Annotated in this window: 16 protein-coding genes; 12 read left to right on the top strand and 4 right to left on the bottom strand. The window is 59.5% G+C overall.

Going from position 1 to position 15,328, the window contains the following annotated elements; genetic code table 11:
* The first annotated feature begins 121 nt into the window (after positions 1–121).
* Entirely contained in the window at positions 122–1,681 is a 1,560-nt protein-coding gene (locus HU724_RS12980) for a TerC family protein (RefSeq protein WP_186567171.1), read from the top strand.
* 35 nt (positions 1,682–1,716) lie between these two features.
* Here the strand turns inward: HU724_RS12980 and HU724_RS12985 are convergent, their stop codons facing one another.
* Both HU724_RS12985 and HU724_RS12990 read right to left on the bottom strand, forming a co-directional pair.
* On the bottom strand, positions 1,717–2,793 hold the full coding sequence (locus HU724_RS12985) for a GGDEF domain-containing protein (RefSeq protein WP_186567169.1): 1,077 nt from the start codon (positions 2,791–2,793) through the stop codon (positions 1,717–1,719).
* 115 nt (positions 2,794–2,908) lie between these two features.
* Complete coding sequence (locus HU724_RS12990; protein WP_186567167.1) at positions 2,909–3,340, bottom strand: thioredoxin family protein; 432 nt, start codon at positions 3,338–3,340, stop codon at positions 2,909–2,911.
* A gap of 248 nt (positions 3,341–3,588) precedes the next feature.
* On the opposite strand from HU724_RS12990, the gene HU724_RS12995 reads away from it, so the two are divergent.
* The 10 genes from HU724_RS12995 (at position 3,589) to kdgK (ending at position 11,063) form a co-directional block, all read left to right on the top strand.
* A complete protein-coding gene (locus tag HU724_RS12995; RefSeq protein ID WP_039758605.1) occupies positions 3,589–3,837 on the top strand; it encodes a type II toxin-antitoxin system Phd/YefM family antitoxin in 249 nt (82 codons plus the stop codon).
* A complete protein-coding gene (locus tag HU724_RS13000) occupies positions 3,827–4,108 on the top strand; it encodes a type II toxin-antitoxin system RelE family toxin (RefSeq protein ID WP_039758603.1) in 282 nt (93 codons plus the stop codon). The genes HU724_RS12995 and HU724_RS13000 overlap by 11 nt, the downstream gene beginning before the upstream one ends.
* A 281-nt stretch (positions 4,109–4,389) precedes the next feature.
* Positions 4,390–5,238, top strand: a complete 849-nt coding sequence (locus tag HU724_RS13005) for a transporter substrate-binding protein (RefSeq protein WP_186567165.1) — start codon at positions 4,390–4,392, stop codon at positions 5,236–5,238.
* 50 nt (positions 5,239–5,288) lie between these two features.
* Complete coding sequence (locus tag HU724_RS13010) at positions 5,289–5,951, top strand: amino acid ABC transporter permease (RefSeq protein WP_024012746.1); 663 nt, start codon at positions 5,289–5,291, stop codon at positions 5,949–5,951.
* A gap of 9 nt (positions 5,952–5,960) precedes the next feature.
* A complete protein-coding gene (locus tag HU724_RS13015; RefSeq protein ID WP_186567163.1) occupies positions 5,961–6,623 on the top strand; it encodes an amino acid ABC transporter permease in 663 nt (220 codons plus the stop codon).
* Positions 6,620–7,411 (top strand): amino acid ABC transporter ATP-binding protein, encoded by a 792-nt coding sequence (locus HU724_RS13020; protein WP_130911292.1) that lies wholly within the window; start codon positions 6,620–6,622, stop codon positions 7,409–7,411. The genes HU724_RS13015 and HU724_RS13020 overlap by 4 nt, the downstream gene beginning before the upstream one ends.
* Before the next feature lie 31 nt (positions 7,412–7,442).
* A complete protein-coding gene (locus HU724_RS13025) occupies positions 7,443–7,832 on the top strand; it encodes a RidA family protein (RefSeq protein WP_186567161.1) in 390 nt (129 codons plus the stop codon).
* A gap of 158 nt (positions 7,833–7,990) precedes the next feature.
* On the top strand, positions 7,991–8,755 hold the full coding sequence (locus tag HU724_RS13030; RefSeq protein ID WP_186567233.1) for an IclR family transcriptional regulator: 765 nt from the start codon (positions 7,991–7,993) through the stop codon (positions 8,753–8,755).
* 38 nt (positions 8,756–8,793) lie between these two features.
* Positions 8,794–10,008, top strand: coding sequence for an amino acid deaminase (locus HU724_RS13035; protein WP_186567159.1), 1,215 nt, complete (start codon positions 8,794–8,796; stop codon positions 10,006–10,008).
* 134 nt (positions 10,009–10,142) lie between these two features.
* Positions 10,143–11,063: a 2-dehydro-3-deoxygluconokinase gene (kdgK, locus tag HU724_RS13040; protein WP_186567157.1), complete on the top strand. Its 921-nt coding sequence runs from the start codon at positions 10,143–10,145 to the stop codon at positions 11,061–11,063.
* A 116-nt stretch (positions 11,064–11,179) separates the two neighbouring features.
* Here the strand turns inward: kdgK and HU724_RS13045 are convergent, their stop codons facing one another.
* Both HU724_RS13045 and HU724_RS13050 read right to left on the bottom strand, forming a co-directional pair.
* The gene (locus HU724_RS13045; protein WP_007912322.1) at positions 11,180–11,455 is read right to left on the bottom strand and encodes a peptidylprolyl isomerase; all 276 of its coding nucleotides are present in this window, start codon (positions 11,453–11,455) and stop codon (positions 11,180–11,182) included.
* Positions 11,456–11,495: 40 nt separating this feature from the next.
* A complete protein-coding gene (locus HU724_RS13050; RefSeq protein WP_186567155.1) occupies positions 11,496–14,045 on the bottom strand; it encodes a PAS domain-containing hybrid sensor histidine kinase/response regulator in 2,550 nt (849 codons plus the stop codon).
* Between the two features lie 109 nt (positions 14,046–14,154).
* Here HU724_RS13050 and HU724_RS13055 point away from each other — a divergent pair, with 109 nt between their 5' ends.
* On the top strand, positions 14,155–15,264 hold the full coding sequence (locus tag HU724_RS13055; RefSeq protein ID WP_186567153.1) for a PilT/PilU family type 4a pilus ATPase: 1,110 nt from the start codon (positions 14,155–14,157) through the stop codon (positions 15,262–15,264).
* Positions 15,265–15,328 lie beyond the last annotated feature (64 nt).

The raw sequence follows: 15,328 nt of genomic DNA on the forward strand, positions 1-15,328 counted from the left end.
CATTCGCAGCATCCCGTCTTCCGACTCCCGACTATGGTTGATAACGCGGCCCTTGAGCCTTCGCGTTGCACTTCGCCGTGTCCGGCCGCCTGAATTCACTGTAGAGAGATCGAGACGTTTTATGGAATGGTTAGCGGATCCCACGGCCTGGTTAGGCCTGTTGACTCTGATCGTGCTGGAACTGGTACTGGGTATCGACAACCTGGTGTTCATCGCAATTCTTGCCGACAAACTGCCGCCGCATCAGCGTGATCGTGCGCGCATCATCGGCTTGTCGCTGGCGTTGATCATGCGTCTGGGCCTGTTGGCGAGCATTTCCTGGCTGGTTACGCTCACGCAGCCGTTGTTCGAGGTGTTCGACAAGAGCTTCTCCGGCCGCGACCTGATCATGCTGTTCGGTGGCGTGTTCCTGTTGTTCAAAGCGACGATGGAGTTGCATGAACGCCTCGAAGGCCACGTCGGCGAGCGCTCGACCAACACGACCTACGCGCTGTTCTGGCCGATCGTGGCGCAGATCGTGGTGCTCGACGCCGTGTTCTCGCTCGACGCGGTGATTACCGCCGTGGGCATGGTCGATGAACTGGCGGTGATGATGATCGCCGTGATCATTTCCATCGGCCTGATGATCGTCGCCAGCAAGCCGCTGACCCGCTTTGTCAACGCGCACCCGACCGTGATCATGCTGTGCCTGGGCTTCCTGATGATGATCGGTTTTGCCCTGACCGCCGAAGGTCTGGGCTTCCATATCCCGAAAGGTTATCTGTACGCGGCCATCGGTTTTTCGATCCTGATCGAAGTCTTCAACCAGATCGCCCGGGCGCGGCGCAAACGTTCGATTCAGGGCGTGCGGCCGATGCGTGAGCGCACGGCCCATGCGGTGATGCGTCTGCTCGGCGGGCGCAAACTGGCGGCGGAGGAGGTTGGCGAGGAAATCTCCGACCTGCTGGACGACGGTGAAGCGCCGGTGGCCGAGCTGTTTGATCGTCGTGAGCGGGTGATGATCAGCGGTGTGCTGCAACTGGCGGAACGGCCGATTCGCAACCTGATGACGGTGCGCGCCGACGTTGACCTGATTGATCTTGCGGATGACGCCGAAACCATTCGCACGAAGTTGATGCATTCGTCCTACTCGCGCTTGCCGCTGATTCGCGATGGCGCGGTGGACGAGCCGCTGGGCTTCGTACACAAGAAGGAACTGCTCAAGGAATATCTGGCGGGCAACGAGCCGAACCTGGAGCATCTGGCTCGCAAGACCGTCAATCTGCTCGACAGTTACTCAATCCTCAATGCCCTGGAGCAGATGCGCGCGGCGTCAACGCACATTGCCTTCGTGGTCAATGAATTTGGCGATTTTGTCGGCGTACTGACCATGACCGACATCCTCGAATCGATCGCTGGCGAACTACCCGATGCCAGCGAAATCGAAGGCCCGGACGTGGTCGAAGAGCGCGGCGGGTTTCTGGTCAGCGGCGCGCTGCCCTTGGCTCGCGTTCGCCAGCGTACCGGCTTCGATGCCGAGCCGACCGAGGATTATCAGACCATGGCCGGGTTGGTCATGAGTCTGCTGGATCGGTTGCCGATGACCGGCGATCAACTGGAATACGAGGGCTGGCAACTGACCGTCAAAGCGGTAGAAGAGCGGCGGGTGACGCGGGTGTTGCTGGAGCGTGAGGTGGCTTGAGCATTCGCGGAATGGTGCAGCGGTCGCTGCGCTTGTTACTGATGAAACGTAAAGCGGTCCTTGCCCGTATGCTTTGATGCGTACAACGCCGCATCCGCCTTGATCAGCGCCTGATTCAACGAGTCACCCTCAGCCACCCGGGTAATGCCGATGCTGATGGTGACCGGGTGCCGGGTGGGGTGTTCACGCACTGACTGGCACAGTTGCGTGGCAAGGCTTTCAACATCTTCGCGCCGCACTCCCGCCAGATAGATCGCGAACTCCTCACCGCCCATACGCGCGTAGTCAAACGCAACCATCACTGCCTTGATATCGGCAGCGACGCGAATGAGCACCTCATCACCGATGTCATGCCCGTAGGTATCGTTGACCTTCTTGAAGTTGTCGATGTCGATCATCATCAGGTAATGATCGCGCTCGCGCGGGCTTGCCAGCAGCCGTTGCCCCGCGTGGGTCATGAACGAGCGTCGGTTCGGAATCTGCGTCAGCGGGTCGTTGTAGGCCTGATCCAGCAGCAACCGCGACATCAGGTAGTTGTTCAGCTTGGCCTCACGGAATTTCAAAAAGGTGTACACCGTGAGCGCGCAGAGGAACACGCTGTAGCAGGCAGTCAGAACGCCGCGCAGTTCACTGATTTCGGTAGTGGTGGCGAGAAACGGGTTGAGGATTACCCAGATCACAACTTGTACCGCAAAGAACGCCCAGCGCCGCAGCGGCAGTACCGACACGCTGTACAGCATGCTCGCTGCTGCCAGCACCAGCCACAAGCTGTGCGAAGCAGGCGCGAGGCCGTCGACGATCATTCGCACACCGACGGTCAATCCCACGACCAGCAACAGGGTGAGCACATCGAAATGGCTAGCCCTGCGCGTAAAACCGAGCACCACCGTCAACAGCGCGAAACCAGCGAGAAACGCCATCGAGCGCCACGTGAAACCCTGGCCGCCGAGAAAACTGACGATCAGATCAAACAGCAGCCACATGAAAATGCTGACCACATAGATCAACAGGCTGAACGGTTTGAGCCGTTCGAACTCGCGCTGGAGAAACTCTTCCCTCAACTCGTTAGACGCGGTTTCCTTCAACGCTTGCGCTTCAATGGTTTCGAACATGCTTATCCCGCTGTCTGCGCCGATCCTGGCAACCACCCGAAGCGGCGGGCGGCGCGCAATGTGTTCGCTCAACAGCAAAGCAGGCAGACCGCGGGTTGTCCAATCCCGGTCGGGTTCAGCGCAGAAGCCGGTGGCGCGACCCAGTGACGGTGCGCAACGACTTGAGTGTTCGCCTCAGCCATGCCAGATCATGGTGAGGTTTGCGTGGCGTTGCGGGAGCCTTTGTCCTGCCGACATGCCGGGCCATATCCCTCGCCAGGGTTTCCTCGGTGCCGATACCTTTGAGCTTTTTCAGCAGCCTGCCGTTTTTATAGAACAGCACTGTTGGCGTGCCCGTGACGTCCGGGTGCTTGGGCGATTGGCTGGTGTTGAGCATATAGATGTTGGCGCGCAGTCGGTAAGGCTCGGCAATCTGCCGAAAGATCGGCCCGGCCCATTCGCACGCAGGGCAGTGATCATTGGCGAAATACAGAATGACCGGACGCCTGGTTTTCAGGGCTTTGCGGTAAACCGGGTCCAGCGCGGAAGTTGTGTTTGTGGGGTTCATCGAAGGGTCCTTTTCAACGAGCGGGTAGGCACCTTGACGTTAAAGGAGCAGGGGTGTCGCGGTCTACTGTCAGAAATTACAGGTGGGCTGCGTAACCACGAGATTAATCCCACAAGAACGCCAGATAGACCTGACAACCAATGCGGGAACCTCACAAGAAACCGCGTGATAACCTCAATGCATTGCGCCGAGCATCACTTGGAGTGCTATTTTGAGCACTAATCAGAGCACTCCAAGAGGCACAGTTCATGACGCACATTGTTCTTTCTCACGTCGTAGCGAGTATTTCCGAATTGAAAAAAAATCCTATGGGTACAGTGGCAGCTGGTGGAGGCCGGTCTGTGGCGATCCTTAATCGAAACGAACCGGCCTTCTACTGTGTTCCTGCCAAGGAATATGAAGCAATGATGGAGCGCTTGGAGGATCTGGAACTGATCGCCCTTTGCAAAGAGCGAGAAAACGATCCGACCATCAAGGTATCCATTGATGACCTATGAACTGGAATTTTCTGAAAAGGCTTGGAAGGAGTGGCGAAAGCTTGGGTCGGAGCTCAGAGAGCAGTTCAAAAATAAACTTGTTGAAAGGCTGGCAAATCCCCACGTTCCGGCGGCTCGTCTGAAAGGATTGAGTAACGCCTATAAAATCAAGCTTCGAAGCGCTGGATATCGGTTGGTCTATCGGGTCAGGGATGAGGTACTGGTCGTTACGGTGATAGCGGTCGGGAAACGGCAGGGTGGGGATGTCTACAGGCAGGCGCTAAAGCGCTGATACCGGGTCTTGTTCAACTGTCACCCTGATTCGCACCACAACGGCGCGATCTGACCCAAGTTGGGAACGAATCACCCCTTTCATTAGTGATCGCAGGGATCTTCCTGCGTGTTGGGTCGGACCGATCAATTGGTCCGCAAGTCCATATCTCCTTGATTAACAAAGCATTCAATACGACTACAGATTTCTCCTGATTCCTGTGGCACACTTTCTGCTGTCTATTCCGTACTAACAAACCGTGTTCCGGTATAGCGGAATAAACACAATCTGGAGTGCTTGCCATGCATCGCCGTCCTTCGTTGTTCAAAGCGTGTGTTTTTGTTCTTGCGGCTTCTTCCTCGGTCATGGGCGTTGCCCAGGCTGCCGACAGCAAGCTCGACAGTGTTCTGGCCCGTGGCAAGTTGATCGTGGGCACCGGCAGCACCAATGCGCCGTGGCACTTTCAGGGCGCGGACGGCAAGTTGCAGGGTTTTGATATCGACATCGCCAGGATCGTGGCCAAAGGGTTGTTCAACGACCCGAGCAAGGTCGAGTTCGTGGTGCAGTCGTCCGATGCGCGGATTCCCAATCTGCTCACCGACAAGGTCGACATGAGCTGCCAGTTCATCACCGTTACCGCCAGCCGCGCACAGCAAGTCGCGTTCACCCTGCCGTACTACCGCGAAGGTGTTGGCCTGCTGTTGCCGAACAACAGCAAGTACAAGGAAATCGAAGACCTGCAGGCGGCGGGCGATGACGTTACCGTTGCGGTGCTGCAGAACGTCTACGCCGAAAAATTGGTGCATCAGGCATTGCCCAAGGCCAAGGTCGACCAGTACGACAGCGTCGATCTGATGTACCAGGCGGTGAACTCCGGCCGCGCCGATGCCGCCGCCACCGATCAGTCGTCGGTCAAATACCTGATGGTGCAGAACCCTGGCCGCTACCGCAGCCCGAGCTATGCCTGGAGCCCGCAGACTTACGCCTGCGCCGTCAAACGTGGCGATCAGGACTGGCTGAACTTCGTCAACACCGCGCTGCATGAAGCCATGACCGGGGTTGAGTTCCCGACCTATGCCGCTTCGTTCAAACAATGGTTCGGTGTTGATCTGCCATCTCCAGCCATCGGTTTCCCAGTCGAATTCAAATGATCCCGTGAGAGTGGGGCGATACCGTCGCCCCGCTCAAGGTACCGCTGACCATGAACTATCAGTTGAACTTTGCCGCCGTGTGGCGCGATTTCGACACCTTGCTGGCGGGGCTCGGTCTGGGCTTGCAGCTGGCGCTGGTGTCGATCGCCATCGGCTGCGTGATCGGCCTGCTGATGGCGTTCGCCTTGCTGTCGAAGCATCGCGCCTTGCGGGTGCTGGCCTCGGTGTACGTCACGGTGGTACGCAACACGCCGATTCTGGTGTTGATTCTGTTGATCTACTTTGCACTGCCCAGCCTTGGCATTCGTCTGGACAAGATTCCTTCGTTCATCATCACGCTGTCGCTGTATGCCGGCGCGTACCTGACCGAAGTCTTTCGTGGCGGCTTGCTGAGCATTCCGAAGGGTCAGCGCGAAGCCGGGCTGGCAATCGGTCTCGGTGAATGGCAGGTCAAGGCTTACGTCACCGTGCCGGTGATGCTGCGCAACGTGTTGCCGGCGCTGTCGAACAACTTCATTTCGCTGTTCAAGGACACCTCGCTGGCGGCTGCGATTGCGGTGCCGGAGCTGACCTATTACGCGCGCAAGATCAACGTCGAGAGCTACCGGGTGATCGAAACCTGGCTGGTGACCACGGCGTTGTATGTCGCGGCCTGTTACCTCATTGCCATGCTGCTGCGTTACCTCGAGCAGCGTCTGGCGATCCGCCGATAGGAGGCTGCGATGTACGAATCTCCCAGTTGGTTGCATGAATTGTGGGTCGCGCGCGAGCCGTTGTGGCAGGGCTTTCTGACCAGCGTGCAGGTCTCGGCGCTGGCCATCGTCTTGGGCACCATGCTCGGCGTGGTTGCCGGGCTAATCCTGACTTACGGCAGATTCTGGATGCGCGCGCCGTTTCGGCTGTACGTCGATCTGATTCGCGGCACGCCAGTGTTTGTACTGGTGCTGGCCTGCTTTTATATGGCGCCGGCGCTGGGTTGGCAGATCAGCGCGTTTCAGGCCGGCGCGCTGGGCCTGACGCTGTTCTGCGGCTCGCACGTCGCCGAAATCGTCCGTGGCGCCCTGCAAGCCTTGCCGCGCGGGCAGATGGAGGCGGGGAAAGCCATCGGCCTGTCGTTCTACCAATCCCTCGGCTACGTCCTGTTGCCTCAGGCGCTGCGGCAGATCCTGCCGACCTGGGTCAACTCGTCCACCGAAATCGTCAAGGCGTCGACCTTGCTCTCGGTGATCGGCGTCGCCGAATTGCTGCTCAGCACGCAACAGATCATCGCCCGGAACTTCATGACCCTGGAGTTCTACCTGTTCGCCGGTTTTCTGTTCTTCGTCATCAACTACGGCATCGAATTACTCGGCCGGCACATTGAAAAGCGGGTGGCCCTGCCATGACTCAAGCTCAAGTTGCTTCACAGAATCAGGCATTGCTGGACATTCGCGGCCTGCACAAACAGTACGGCGCGGTGGAAGTGCTCAAGGGTGTCGACCTGAGCATGCAGCGCGGCAACGTCGTCACGCTGATCGGCTCCAGCGGTTCGGGCAAAACCACGCTGCTGCGTTGCGTGAACATGCTTGAAGAGTTTCAGGGCGGGCAGATCCTCCTCGACGGCGAGTCCATCGGCTATGACGAGGTCAACGGTAAACGTGTGCGCCATGCGGAAAAGGTCATTGCCCGCCATCGTGCGATGACCGGCATGGCTTTCCAGCAATTCAACCTGTTTCCGCACCTGACCGCGTTGCAGAACGTCACCTTGGGCCTGCTCAAGGTGAAGAAAATGCACAAGGACGAAGCCGTGGTGCTTGCCGAAAAATGGCTGGAGCGTGTCGGCCTGCTGGAGCGGCGCAATCACTTTCCCGGTCAGTTGTCCGGCGGCCAGCAACAGCGCGTCGCGATTGCCCGAGCGATTGCGATGAACCCCAGCCTGATGCTCTTCGATGAGGTCACTTCGGCCCTCGATCCGGAGCTGGTCGGTGAGGTGCTCAACGTGATCAAGGGGCTGGCCGAGGACGGCATGACCATGTTGCTGGTGACCCACGAAATGCGTTTCGCCTTCGAGGTCTCGGACAAGATCGTTTTCATGAATCAGGGGCGCATCGAAGAGCAGGGACCTCCCAAGGAACTGTTCGAGCGCCCGCAATCGCCGCGTCTGGCGGAATTTCTCAAAAGCACGCGGTTTTGAATCTGCACTTTTGCAATCAGGAGAAACACCCATGAGCATTACGCGTTACGGCACCGGCAGCACCGCCGCCGGCGGCCAGCCTCGTCCATTCGCCCGCGCCGTTGAGGCGGATGGCTGGCTGCATGTGTCCGGCCAGGTACCGGCGGTGGATGGCGAGATCATCGTTGGTGGCATTGTCGAGCAGACCCACCAGACCATGAAGAACCTGATCACCATTCTCGAAGAGGCTGGTTATGGCCTTGAAGATGTGGTCCGCGCTGGCGTCTGGCTGGACGATCCTCGGGATTTCAGCAGTTTCAACAAGGTCTTCGCCGAGTATTTCAAACCCGAACACGCCCCGGCGCGGGCCTGTGTGCAGGCAAGCATGATGGTTGATTGCAAGGTTGAGATCGACTGCATTGCCTACAAGAAAAAGGCCTGATACACGCCGATCGTTCCCACGCTCTGCGTGGGAATGCAGCCCGGGACGCTCTGCGTCCCAAAAGTGGACGCGGAGCGTCCGGTGAGGCATTCCCACGCGGAGCATGGGAACGATCATTGGCTGTAAACTCCCGGCGACTTTGAATGGAAACCACTGACATGACCGAAGACACCATCAAGCGCCGGGCACGCGGTCTGGATCGGGCGTTCGATATCCTCGATTTTCTCAAGGAAATCGGCCAGCCCCTGCGCCCCAACGACATTGCCAGCGGCATCGGCGGCCCAAAATCCACGGTCTACGAACTGGTCGCATCCTTGCTGGAGCGACGGATTCTGGAGCCGGTGGGCAAGGATGGCCACGTCTATCTTGGCCGCCAGTTGTACTTCCTTGGCCAGGCGCATCTGCGGCATTTCGACCTCAGCCGCGAGGCTGATCACGCTTTGCAGGAGATCGTCAGCCAGACCCGCGAAACTGCGCAGATGTGTCTGCTCAACGGGCGCAAATACACGGTGGCGTTGATGAAAGAGGGCGAGCGGCATTTCCGCATCTCATCGGATATCGGCGAAAACGCGCCGATCCCGTGGACAGCTTCCGGACGCCTGCTGCTCGCGCATTTGAGCGATCAGCAGATCATCGACCTGATCGACGAAGACGACTACATCCTGCCCGACGGCGAACGCCTGCCACTGGAACGTTTTCTGGCGGAGATTCGTCAGGCCGGCAGCGATGGCTTCTTCTCCTTCGACAGCGTCGCCGACACCTTCACCCATTGCTTCGCCGCGCCGGTCAAAGATCCGCAGGGCGTGGCCATTTGCACTTTGTGCATCGTCGCCCCGCGCGCCGATGCGAAAAACAATTACAACGACTATCGCCGGGTGCTGATCGAGAGCGCCAACAGCCTCGCCCGGCGGATCAACGAATAACCGTGGCTGCCTGCGGCCGCGACTGTGAGGATTGGACCATGACCAATGCCATCAACTCTGCCGTAGAAAAAGGCGACGCCGCCATCGGTGCGCAATTGACCCGCGACGTCAGCCTGCCGGCGCTGGTGCTGCACCGCGAGGCGCTGGAGCACAACATTCGCTGGATGCAGAAATTCGTCAGCGACAGCGGCGCCGAACTGGCGCCCCACGGCAAAACCAGCATGACCCCGGCACTGTTCAAACGACAGCTCGACGCCGGCGCCTGGGGAATCACCCTCGCCAGCGCCACCCAGACCCGCGCGGCTTATGCCCACGGCGTGCGTCGCGTGTTGATGGCCAACCAGTTGGTCGGCACGCCGAACATGGCGTTGATTGCCGATCTGCTCGCCGATCCGACGTTCGATTTCCATTGCATGGTCGATCACCCGGACAACGTCGCCGACCTCGGGAGTTACTTCGCTTCGCGGCGAGTGAAGCTCAACGTGATGATCGAATACGGCGTGGTCGGCGGCCGTTGCGGGTGCCGCAGCGAGCAGGAAGTCATCGAGCTGGCCAAGGCCATCGATGCGCAGCCGGCACTGGCCCTGACCGGCATCGAAGGTTACGAAGGCGTGATTCATGGCGATCATGCGGTCAGTGGCATTCGCGAATTCGCCGCGTCGCTGGTTCGCCTCGCGGTGCAGCTACAGGACAGCGGCGCCTTTGCCATCGCCAGACCGATCATCACTGCGTCGGGTTCGGCCTGGTACGACTTGATCGCCGAATCCTTCGAAACCCAGAACGCCGCTGGCCGCTTCCTCAGCGTGTTGCGCCCGGGCAGTTATGTCGCGCACGACCATGGCATCTACAAAGAGGCGCAGTGCTGCGTGCTCGACCGCCGCAGCGACCTGCACGAAGGCCTGCGCCCGGCGCTGGAAGTCTGGGCTCATGTGCAGTCGCTGCCGGAACCGGGTTTTGCGGTGATCGCCCTGGGCAAGCGCGATGTCGCCTTCGATGCCGGTTTGCCGGTGCCGTTGTTGCGCTACAAGGCCGGTGTGGTGCCGGCGGCGGGGGATGATGTCGGCGCGTGCAAGGTCACGGCGGTGATGGATCAGCATGCGTTCATGACCGTAGCGCCGGGTGTAGAACTGCGGGTCGGCGACATCATTTCCTTTGGTACATCGCACCCGTGCCTGACGTTCGATAAATGGCGTGTTGGGTTGCTGGTGGATGAGCAGATGGCGGTCATCGAGACCATGGAGACTTGTTTCTAAGGCTTGAGATTGCGTTGCGGCGGCTATTCGCGAGCAGGCTCGCTCCCACAAGATCAATGCGTTCCATTGTGGGAGCGAGCCTGCTCGCGAAGACGCCCGCTTAGCCACCACTGAACCACCCGAGATCCCACCCGATGAAAATCCTCAGCAACACCCCACGCATCGCCCTGATCGGTGAATGCATGATCGAACTGCAGCAACGCGCCGACGGCAGTCTGCAGCAAAGCTTCGGTGGCGACACCCTCAATACGGCGGTGTATCTGTCCCGCGCGCTGGGCGACAAGGCGCAAGTCGACTACGTCACCGCGTTGGGCGATGATAGTTTCAGTGACGCCATGTGCCAGATCTGGCGCAGCGAAGGCATCGGCCTCGATCTGGTGCAGCGCTTGCCCGGTCGGCTGCCCGGTCTGTATTGCATCCAGACCGACGCCAACGGCGAGCGGCGCTTTCTGTACTGGCGCAACGAAGCGGCGGTACGCGATTGCTTCACCACCCCCGCGGCCGAGCCGATCCTCGTGGCGTTGCCGGACTACGACGTGCTGTATTTCAGTGGGATCACCCTCGCCGTACTCGGAATGCAAGGCCGCGCCCGACTGATCAAGACCCTGATTGAAGCCAGACAGCGCGGCGCACGCATCGTTTTCGACAACAACTACCGCCCACGCTTGTGGGCGTCGGTGGAAGAGGCGCGCGCAGCGTATCGCAGCGTCTTGCCATATGTGGATCTGGCGTTACTCACCGTGGATGACGAACAGGCGCTGTTCGGGTTTGCCGATTGCGCTGAGGTGTTTGCCACGTACGCACAGATCGGCACACCGGAAGTGGTGCTCAAGCGCGGTGCCGAGGCGTGTCTGATTCGTTGTCAGGGGGAGGCGTTTGAAGTGCCGGCGCACAAGGTCGACAAGGTTGTCGACACCACGGCGGCGGGGGATTCGTTCAGTGCGGCGTATCTGGCGAGGCGCTTGCTCGGTGGCAGTCCGGCAGAGGCGGCGCAAGCGGGACATGAATTGGCCAGTCGGGTGATACAGGTGCCTGGAGCGCTGATCCCCAGGTAATCAGAGAATGGCCGCTTGCTGCGCAATCGGTTCGCGAGCAGGCTCGCTCCCACAATGAAAACTTGGTCGACATGTGGGAGCGAGCCTGCTCGCGAAGAAGCCCGGCAGCCAGCCGATCAATCCCGATAAAACACCTGCACCAGGTGATAACCAAACTTGCTCTTGATCGGCCCATGCACGGTGCGCAGCGGCTTCTTGAAAATCACCGCATCAATCGCGCCGACCATCTGCCCCGGCCGCACTTCGCCCAGGTCGCCGCCGCGTTTGCCGGACGGGCAGGTGGAAAATTTCTTCGCCAGCACATCGAACGCTTCGCCCTTGGCAATGCGCTGTTTGAGTTGTTCGGCCTCTTCGGCGGTTTTCACCAGAATGTGGCGGGCTTGGGCTTTCATCGTGCAATACCTGATAACGGGGTGACAGCGGGGCGCGCGATTATGCCTCAAGTCGCGGGGTCGGGTTGCTCAACTTGCGAATCTTGCTCGCCAGCACTTCAAGGACAAAGGGCTTGGCGACCATGTCCATGCCCTCTTCAAGAAAGCCCTGACGCTCGGCAGCAATCTGCGCGTAACCGGTCATGAACAGCACTTTAAGCCCCGGACGATGTTGGCGAGCAATCTCCGCCAACTGGCGTCCGTTCATGCCCGGCAGCCCGACATCAGTGACTAGCAGATCGACGCGTTGTGCGGATTCGAGCAGGGGCAGGGCGTTCGTGGCGTTTTCCGCTTCGAAGGTGGTGTAGCCCAGTTCCTTGAGCAGATCGAGCACCAGCATGCGCACCGCCGGATCGTCCTCGACCACGATCGCGGTCTCGCCCGAAGATGAAGCGGCAATCGGTTCGGCTTTCTCCACAGACGAGAATTCGGGCGCTGGCTCAAGCAAACGCGGCAAGTACAGACGTACGCAAGTACCTTGCCCCGGCACACTTTCGAGGCTGACATGGCCGCCGGACTGCTGGGCGAAACCATAAATCATTGACAGGCCGAGCCCGGTGCCTTGGCCGATCGGTTTGGTGGTGAAAAACGGGTCGAACGCCTTGGAGCGGATTGATGGAGTCATGCCGGTGCCGTTATCGCTGACCGCGAGCATTACGTATTCCCCAGCCTTCACCGGCTCGAGAATGGTGATGTCGCTGCTGTCGAGATACACGTTGGCGGTCTGGATCAGCAACGTGCCGCCTTCGGGCATCGCGTCGCGGGCATTGATCACCAGATTGAGCAGGGCATTTTCCAGCTGGCTGACGTCGGTACTCACCGGCCACAAATCTTCGGGCAGGCGCAGTTGCAGCTCGATCGCATCGCCCTTGGTGCGGCGGATCAGGTCTTCCAGCGAATGCACCAGTTCGTTGACGTGCAGTTGCTTGCGGTCCAGCGACTGGCGCCGCGAGAAGGCCAGCAAGCGATGCGTCAGCGCGGCCGCGCGGTTGGCCGACGACACCGCCGCTTCGGTGAAACGGCCGATCTCGTCGGCGCGACCGTTGGCGATATAGCGCTGCATCAAGTCGAGGCTGCCGATGATACCGGTGAGCATGTTGTTGAAGTCATGGGCGATGCCGCCGGTGAGCTGGCCGACAGCTTCCATCTTCTGCGCGTGGCGCAAGGCGTCTTCGGCGCGCTCGCGTTCGAACATCTCGTTCTGCAAGCGCTCGTTGGCCTGCGCCAGTTGCTCGGTGCGCGCGCTGACCCGCTCTTCGAGGGTCTCGTTGAGATTACGCAGGGCTTCCTCGGTTTTCTTGCGCTCGGTTTCGTCGATGACAAAGATGTAGAAGCCATTCACTGCACCGTCTGCGCCATGTCGCGGCAGATAATTCATGAGGGCATGACGGGTGCTGCCATCGCGGTGCGGCGTGTAGAAACTGAAGGAACAGGAGCGCCCGGCCAGTGCTTCGGCGATGTACGGCGCACGCAGGAAATACGCCTCTTCGCCGATGACTTCGCGGATCGTGCGCCCATACAACTCCTGCGGTGTGAGGCCGTACCAGTCCAGATACGCTGCATTGTTGAGGCGAAAACGTTCTTCGGCGTCGACGTAGCTGATGAGGATCGGCATGGCGTTGATGATCAACTGCAATTCGGTTTGGCTCTGACGCAGCGCCTGTTCCGTATGCTTGCGTTCGGTCAGGTCCAGCGCCGCGCCGAGAAAGCGCATCGGCCGCCCATGATGATCCTTGTAGCAACGCCCGCGCGCGAACACCCAGCGCAGCGTGCCATCGGCCTGCAACAAGCGGTATTCCTCTGCGTACTCGGTGCCATGAGTAATGCAGTACTTGATGCCGCGCGCGACCATGGCGCGGTCTTCGGGGTGCACCCCGTGCATGTATTCGCTGATCGGCAGTTGCCCGGCCCGGGTCGGATCGACGCCATGCAATTCGGCGAAGTGCGCATCGGCGATGAAACGGTCTTCGCCAATGTCCCAATCCCAGGTGCCGACGGCGTCGGTGGCGGCGAGGGCCAGTTGCAGACGCTCCTCGGACTGGCGCTGGGCCTTGAGGCTTTCTTCTGAGCGACGCTGCAATTCCAGGGCAATGCGTCGGCGCTCGTTGGTTTCGATGGCGGTGATCAATATCCCGGCAACCTGTGCGGTTTCATCGCGAATCGGGCTGTAGGTCAGATCCAGCCAGAAATCGGTTTTTTCGCCGTCCCGCTGCACGCTGAACCGCTGTTCGCTGAAGCTGCGCACCTGGCCCTGCAGCACCGCTTGGTAAATCGGCTCGGCAAAATCCCGCACTTCCGGCCAGACCTCATGCGTCGGCTGGCCGAAGGCTTCGGGATGTTTGCTGCCAGCGAGCAGGGCAAAGCCATTGTTGTAGATCTGCGTGAGTTGCGGACCCCATAACAGCAGCATCGGCATCGGCGAATGAATCACGATATCCACCGCCGTGCGCAGGCTCTGCGGCCAGGTGCCGGCGGCGCCCAGCGGGCTGCGGCTCCAGTCGGTGCGGGCAATCAGGGCCTGAGCGTCATCGGTGGTGGATACAGCATTCATGTTTCAATCCTGAGCGTGGTTCGGTGAGACGGGGTCTATCATTGTTGCAGGAGCCGCGCCAAGCGTCGGCCAAATCTGCTCATTCAATGCTTCGCGGGTGCTTTCAGCCATGGAAATCGATGCACTGTTGTCAATATTGTCGCAAAAAAACGGCTCGGATCTGTTCCTCTCTACCGGCGCAGCGCCGAGCGCGCGCATTGATGGCGTGCTGACGGCGCTCAGCGATCGGCCATTCAAACTAGGCGAAACCGCGGCCATCGCCACCTCCCTGATGGACGCCGAGCAGCGCCGGGAGTTCGACCGGGATCTGGAAATGAACCTGGCAATCTCCCGAACGGGCGTCGGGCGGTTCCGGGTGAACATTTTCAAGCAGCGCAACGACGTTTCGATCGTGATCCGCAACGTCAAGGTCGACATCCCGCGATTCGAAGACCTGAAGCTGCCGCCGGTGCTGCTGGAAACGGTGATGCTCAAACGTGGCCTGATTCTTTTTGTCGGCGCGACCAGTTCAGGCAAGTCGACTTCACTGGCGGCGCTCATCGATCACCGTAACCGCCACAGCGCCGGACACATCGTGACGATCGAAGACCCGATCGAATATATCCATCGACACAAGCGCTCGATCATCAATCAGCGTGAAGTCGGCGTAGATACCCGAAGCTTTCATGCGGCTTTGAAGAACACTCTGCGCCAGGCTCCGGATGTTGTATTGATTGGTGAGATCCGTGACCGCGAAACCATGGAGCATGCGCTGTCATTCGCTGATACCGGCCATCTTGTGTTGTCGACGCTGCATGCGACCAACGCCAATCAGGCGCTGGATCGAATCATCAATATGTTTCCCGAGGAGAAGCGCGAACAGCTTTTGCAGACATTGGGCAACAACTTGAAAGCCTTTGTCTCGCAGCGCCTGGTGCGTACCGCTGATGGTCAAAGGCGGGCGGCAGTCGAAGTTCTCCTGGGCTCACCGACCATCGCTGATCTGGTCCGACGCGGTCAGTTCGAAGAGCTCAAGCCGATGATGGAAAAGTCAGCCGAACTCGGTATGCAGACATTTGACGCGGCACTGTTTGCGTTGTATGCAGAAGGCGCAATCAGCGAGCAGGAAGCCCTGAAGAATGCCGATTCGGTGAATAACCTCAAGTTGCGAATCAAACTTCAGGGCGATCAAAAAGGGGCAGGCGATTCAACTTCAGGAGAATGGGGTTTGATCGACTGACGAGTAGCTTGCAGCGATTCAAGTTGCATGTCGCAACACTGCTTTATATTTATTCTATGGATCG

This window comes from Pseudomonas iranensis, from assembly GCF_014268585.2.
Lineage (GTDB): Bacteria > Pseudomonadota > Gammaproteobacteria > Pseudomonadales > Pseudomonadaceae > Aquipseudomonas > Aquipseudomonas iranensis.

What these genes read in the sequence shown, in the direction of transcription:
- HU724_RS12980 (WP_186567171.1), top strand. Translation starts at nt 122, where the DNA reads ATGGAATGGTTAGCGGATCCCACGGCCTGGTTAGGCCTGTTGACTCTG.
- HU724_RS12985 (WP_186567169.1), bottom strand. Translation starts at nt 2,793, where the DNA reads ATGTTCGAAACCATTGAAGCGCAAGCGTTGAAGGAAACCGCGTCTAAC.
- HU724_RS12990 (WP_186567167.1), bottom strand. Translation starts at nt 3,340, where the DNA reads ATGAACCCCACAAACACAACTTCCGCGCTGGACCCGGTTTACCGCAAA.
- HU724_RS12995 (WP_039758605.1), top strand. Translation starts at nt 3,589, where the DNA reads ATGACGCACATTGTTCTTTCTCACGTCGTAGCGAGTATTTCCGAATTG.
- HU724_RS13000 (WP_039758603.1), top strand. Translation starts at nt 3,827, where the DNA reads ATGACCTATGAACTGGAATTTTCTGAAAAGGCTTGGAAGGAGTGGCGA.
- HU724_RS13005 (WP_186567165.1), top strand. Translation starts at nt 4,390, where the DNA reads ATGCATCGCCGTCCTTCGTTGTTCAAAGCGTGTGTTTTTGTTCTTGCG.
- HU724_RS13010 (WP_024012746.1), top strand. Translation starts at nt 5,289, where the DNA reads ATGAACTATCAGTTGAACTTTGCCGCCGTGTGGCGCGATTTCGACACC.
- HU724_RS13015 (WP_186567163.1), top strand. Translation starts at nt 5,961, where the DNA reads ATGTACGAATCTCCCAGTTGGTTGCATGAATTGTGGGTCGCGCGCGAG.
- HU724_RS13020 (WP_130911292.1), top strand. Translation starts at nt 6,620, where the DNA reads ATGACTCAAGCTCAAGTTGCTTCACAGAATCAGGCATTGCTGGACATT.
- HU724_RS13025 (WP_186567161.1), top strand. Translation starts at nt 7,443, where the DNA reads ATGAGCATTACGCGTTACGGCACCGGCAGCACCGCCGCCGGCGGCCAG.
- HU724_RS13030 (WP_186567233.1), top strand. Translation starts at nt 7,991, where the DNA reads ATGACCGAAGACACCATCAAGCGCCGGGCACGCGGTCTGGATCGGGCG.
- HU724_RS13035 (WP_186567159.1), top strand. Translation starts at nt 8,794, where the DNA reads ATGACCAATGCCATCAACTCTGCCGTAGAAAAAGGCGACGCCGCCATC.
- kdgK (WP_186567157.1), top strand. Translation starts at nt 10,143, where the DNA reads ATGAAAATCCTCAGCAACACCCCACGCATCGCCCTGATCGGTGAATGC.
- HU724_RS13045 (WP_007912322.1), bottom strand. Translation starts at nt 11,455, where the DNA reads ATGAAAGCCCAAGCCCGCCACATTCTGGTGAAAACCGCCGAAGAGGCC.
- HU724_RS13050 (WP_186567155.1), bottom strand. Translation starts at nt 14,045, where the DNA reads ATGAATGCTGTATCCACCACCGATGACGCTCAGGCCCTGATTGCCCGC.
- HU724_RS13055 (WP_186567153.1), top strand. Translation starts at nt 14,155, where the DNA reads ATGGAAATCGATGCACTGTTGTCAATATTGTCGCAAAAAAACGGCTCG.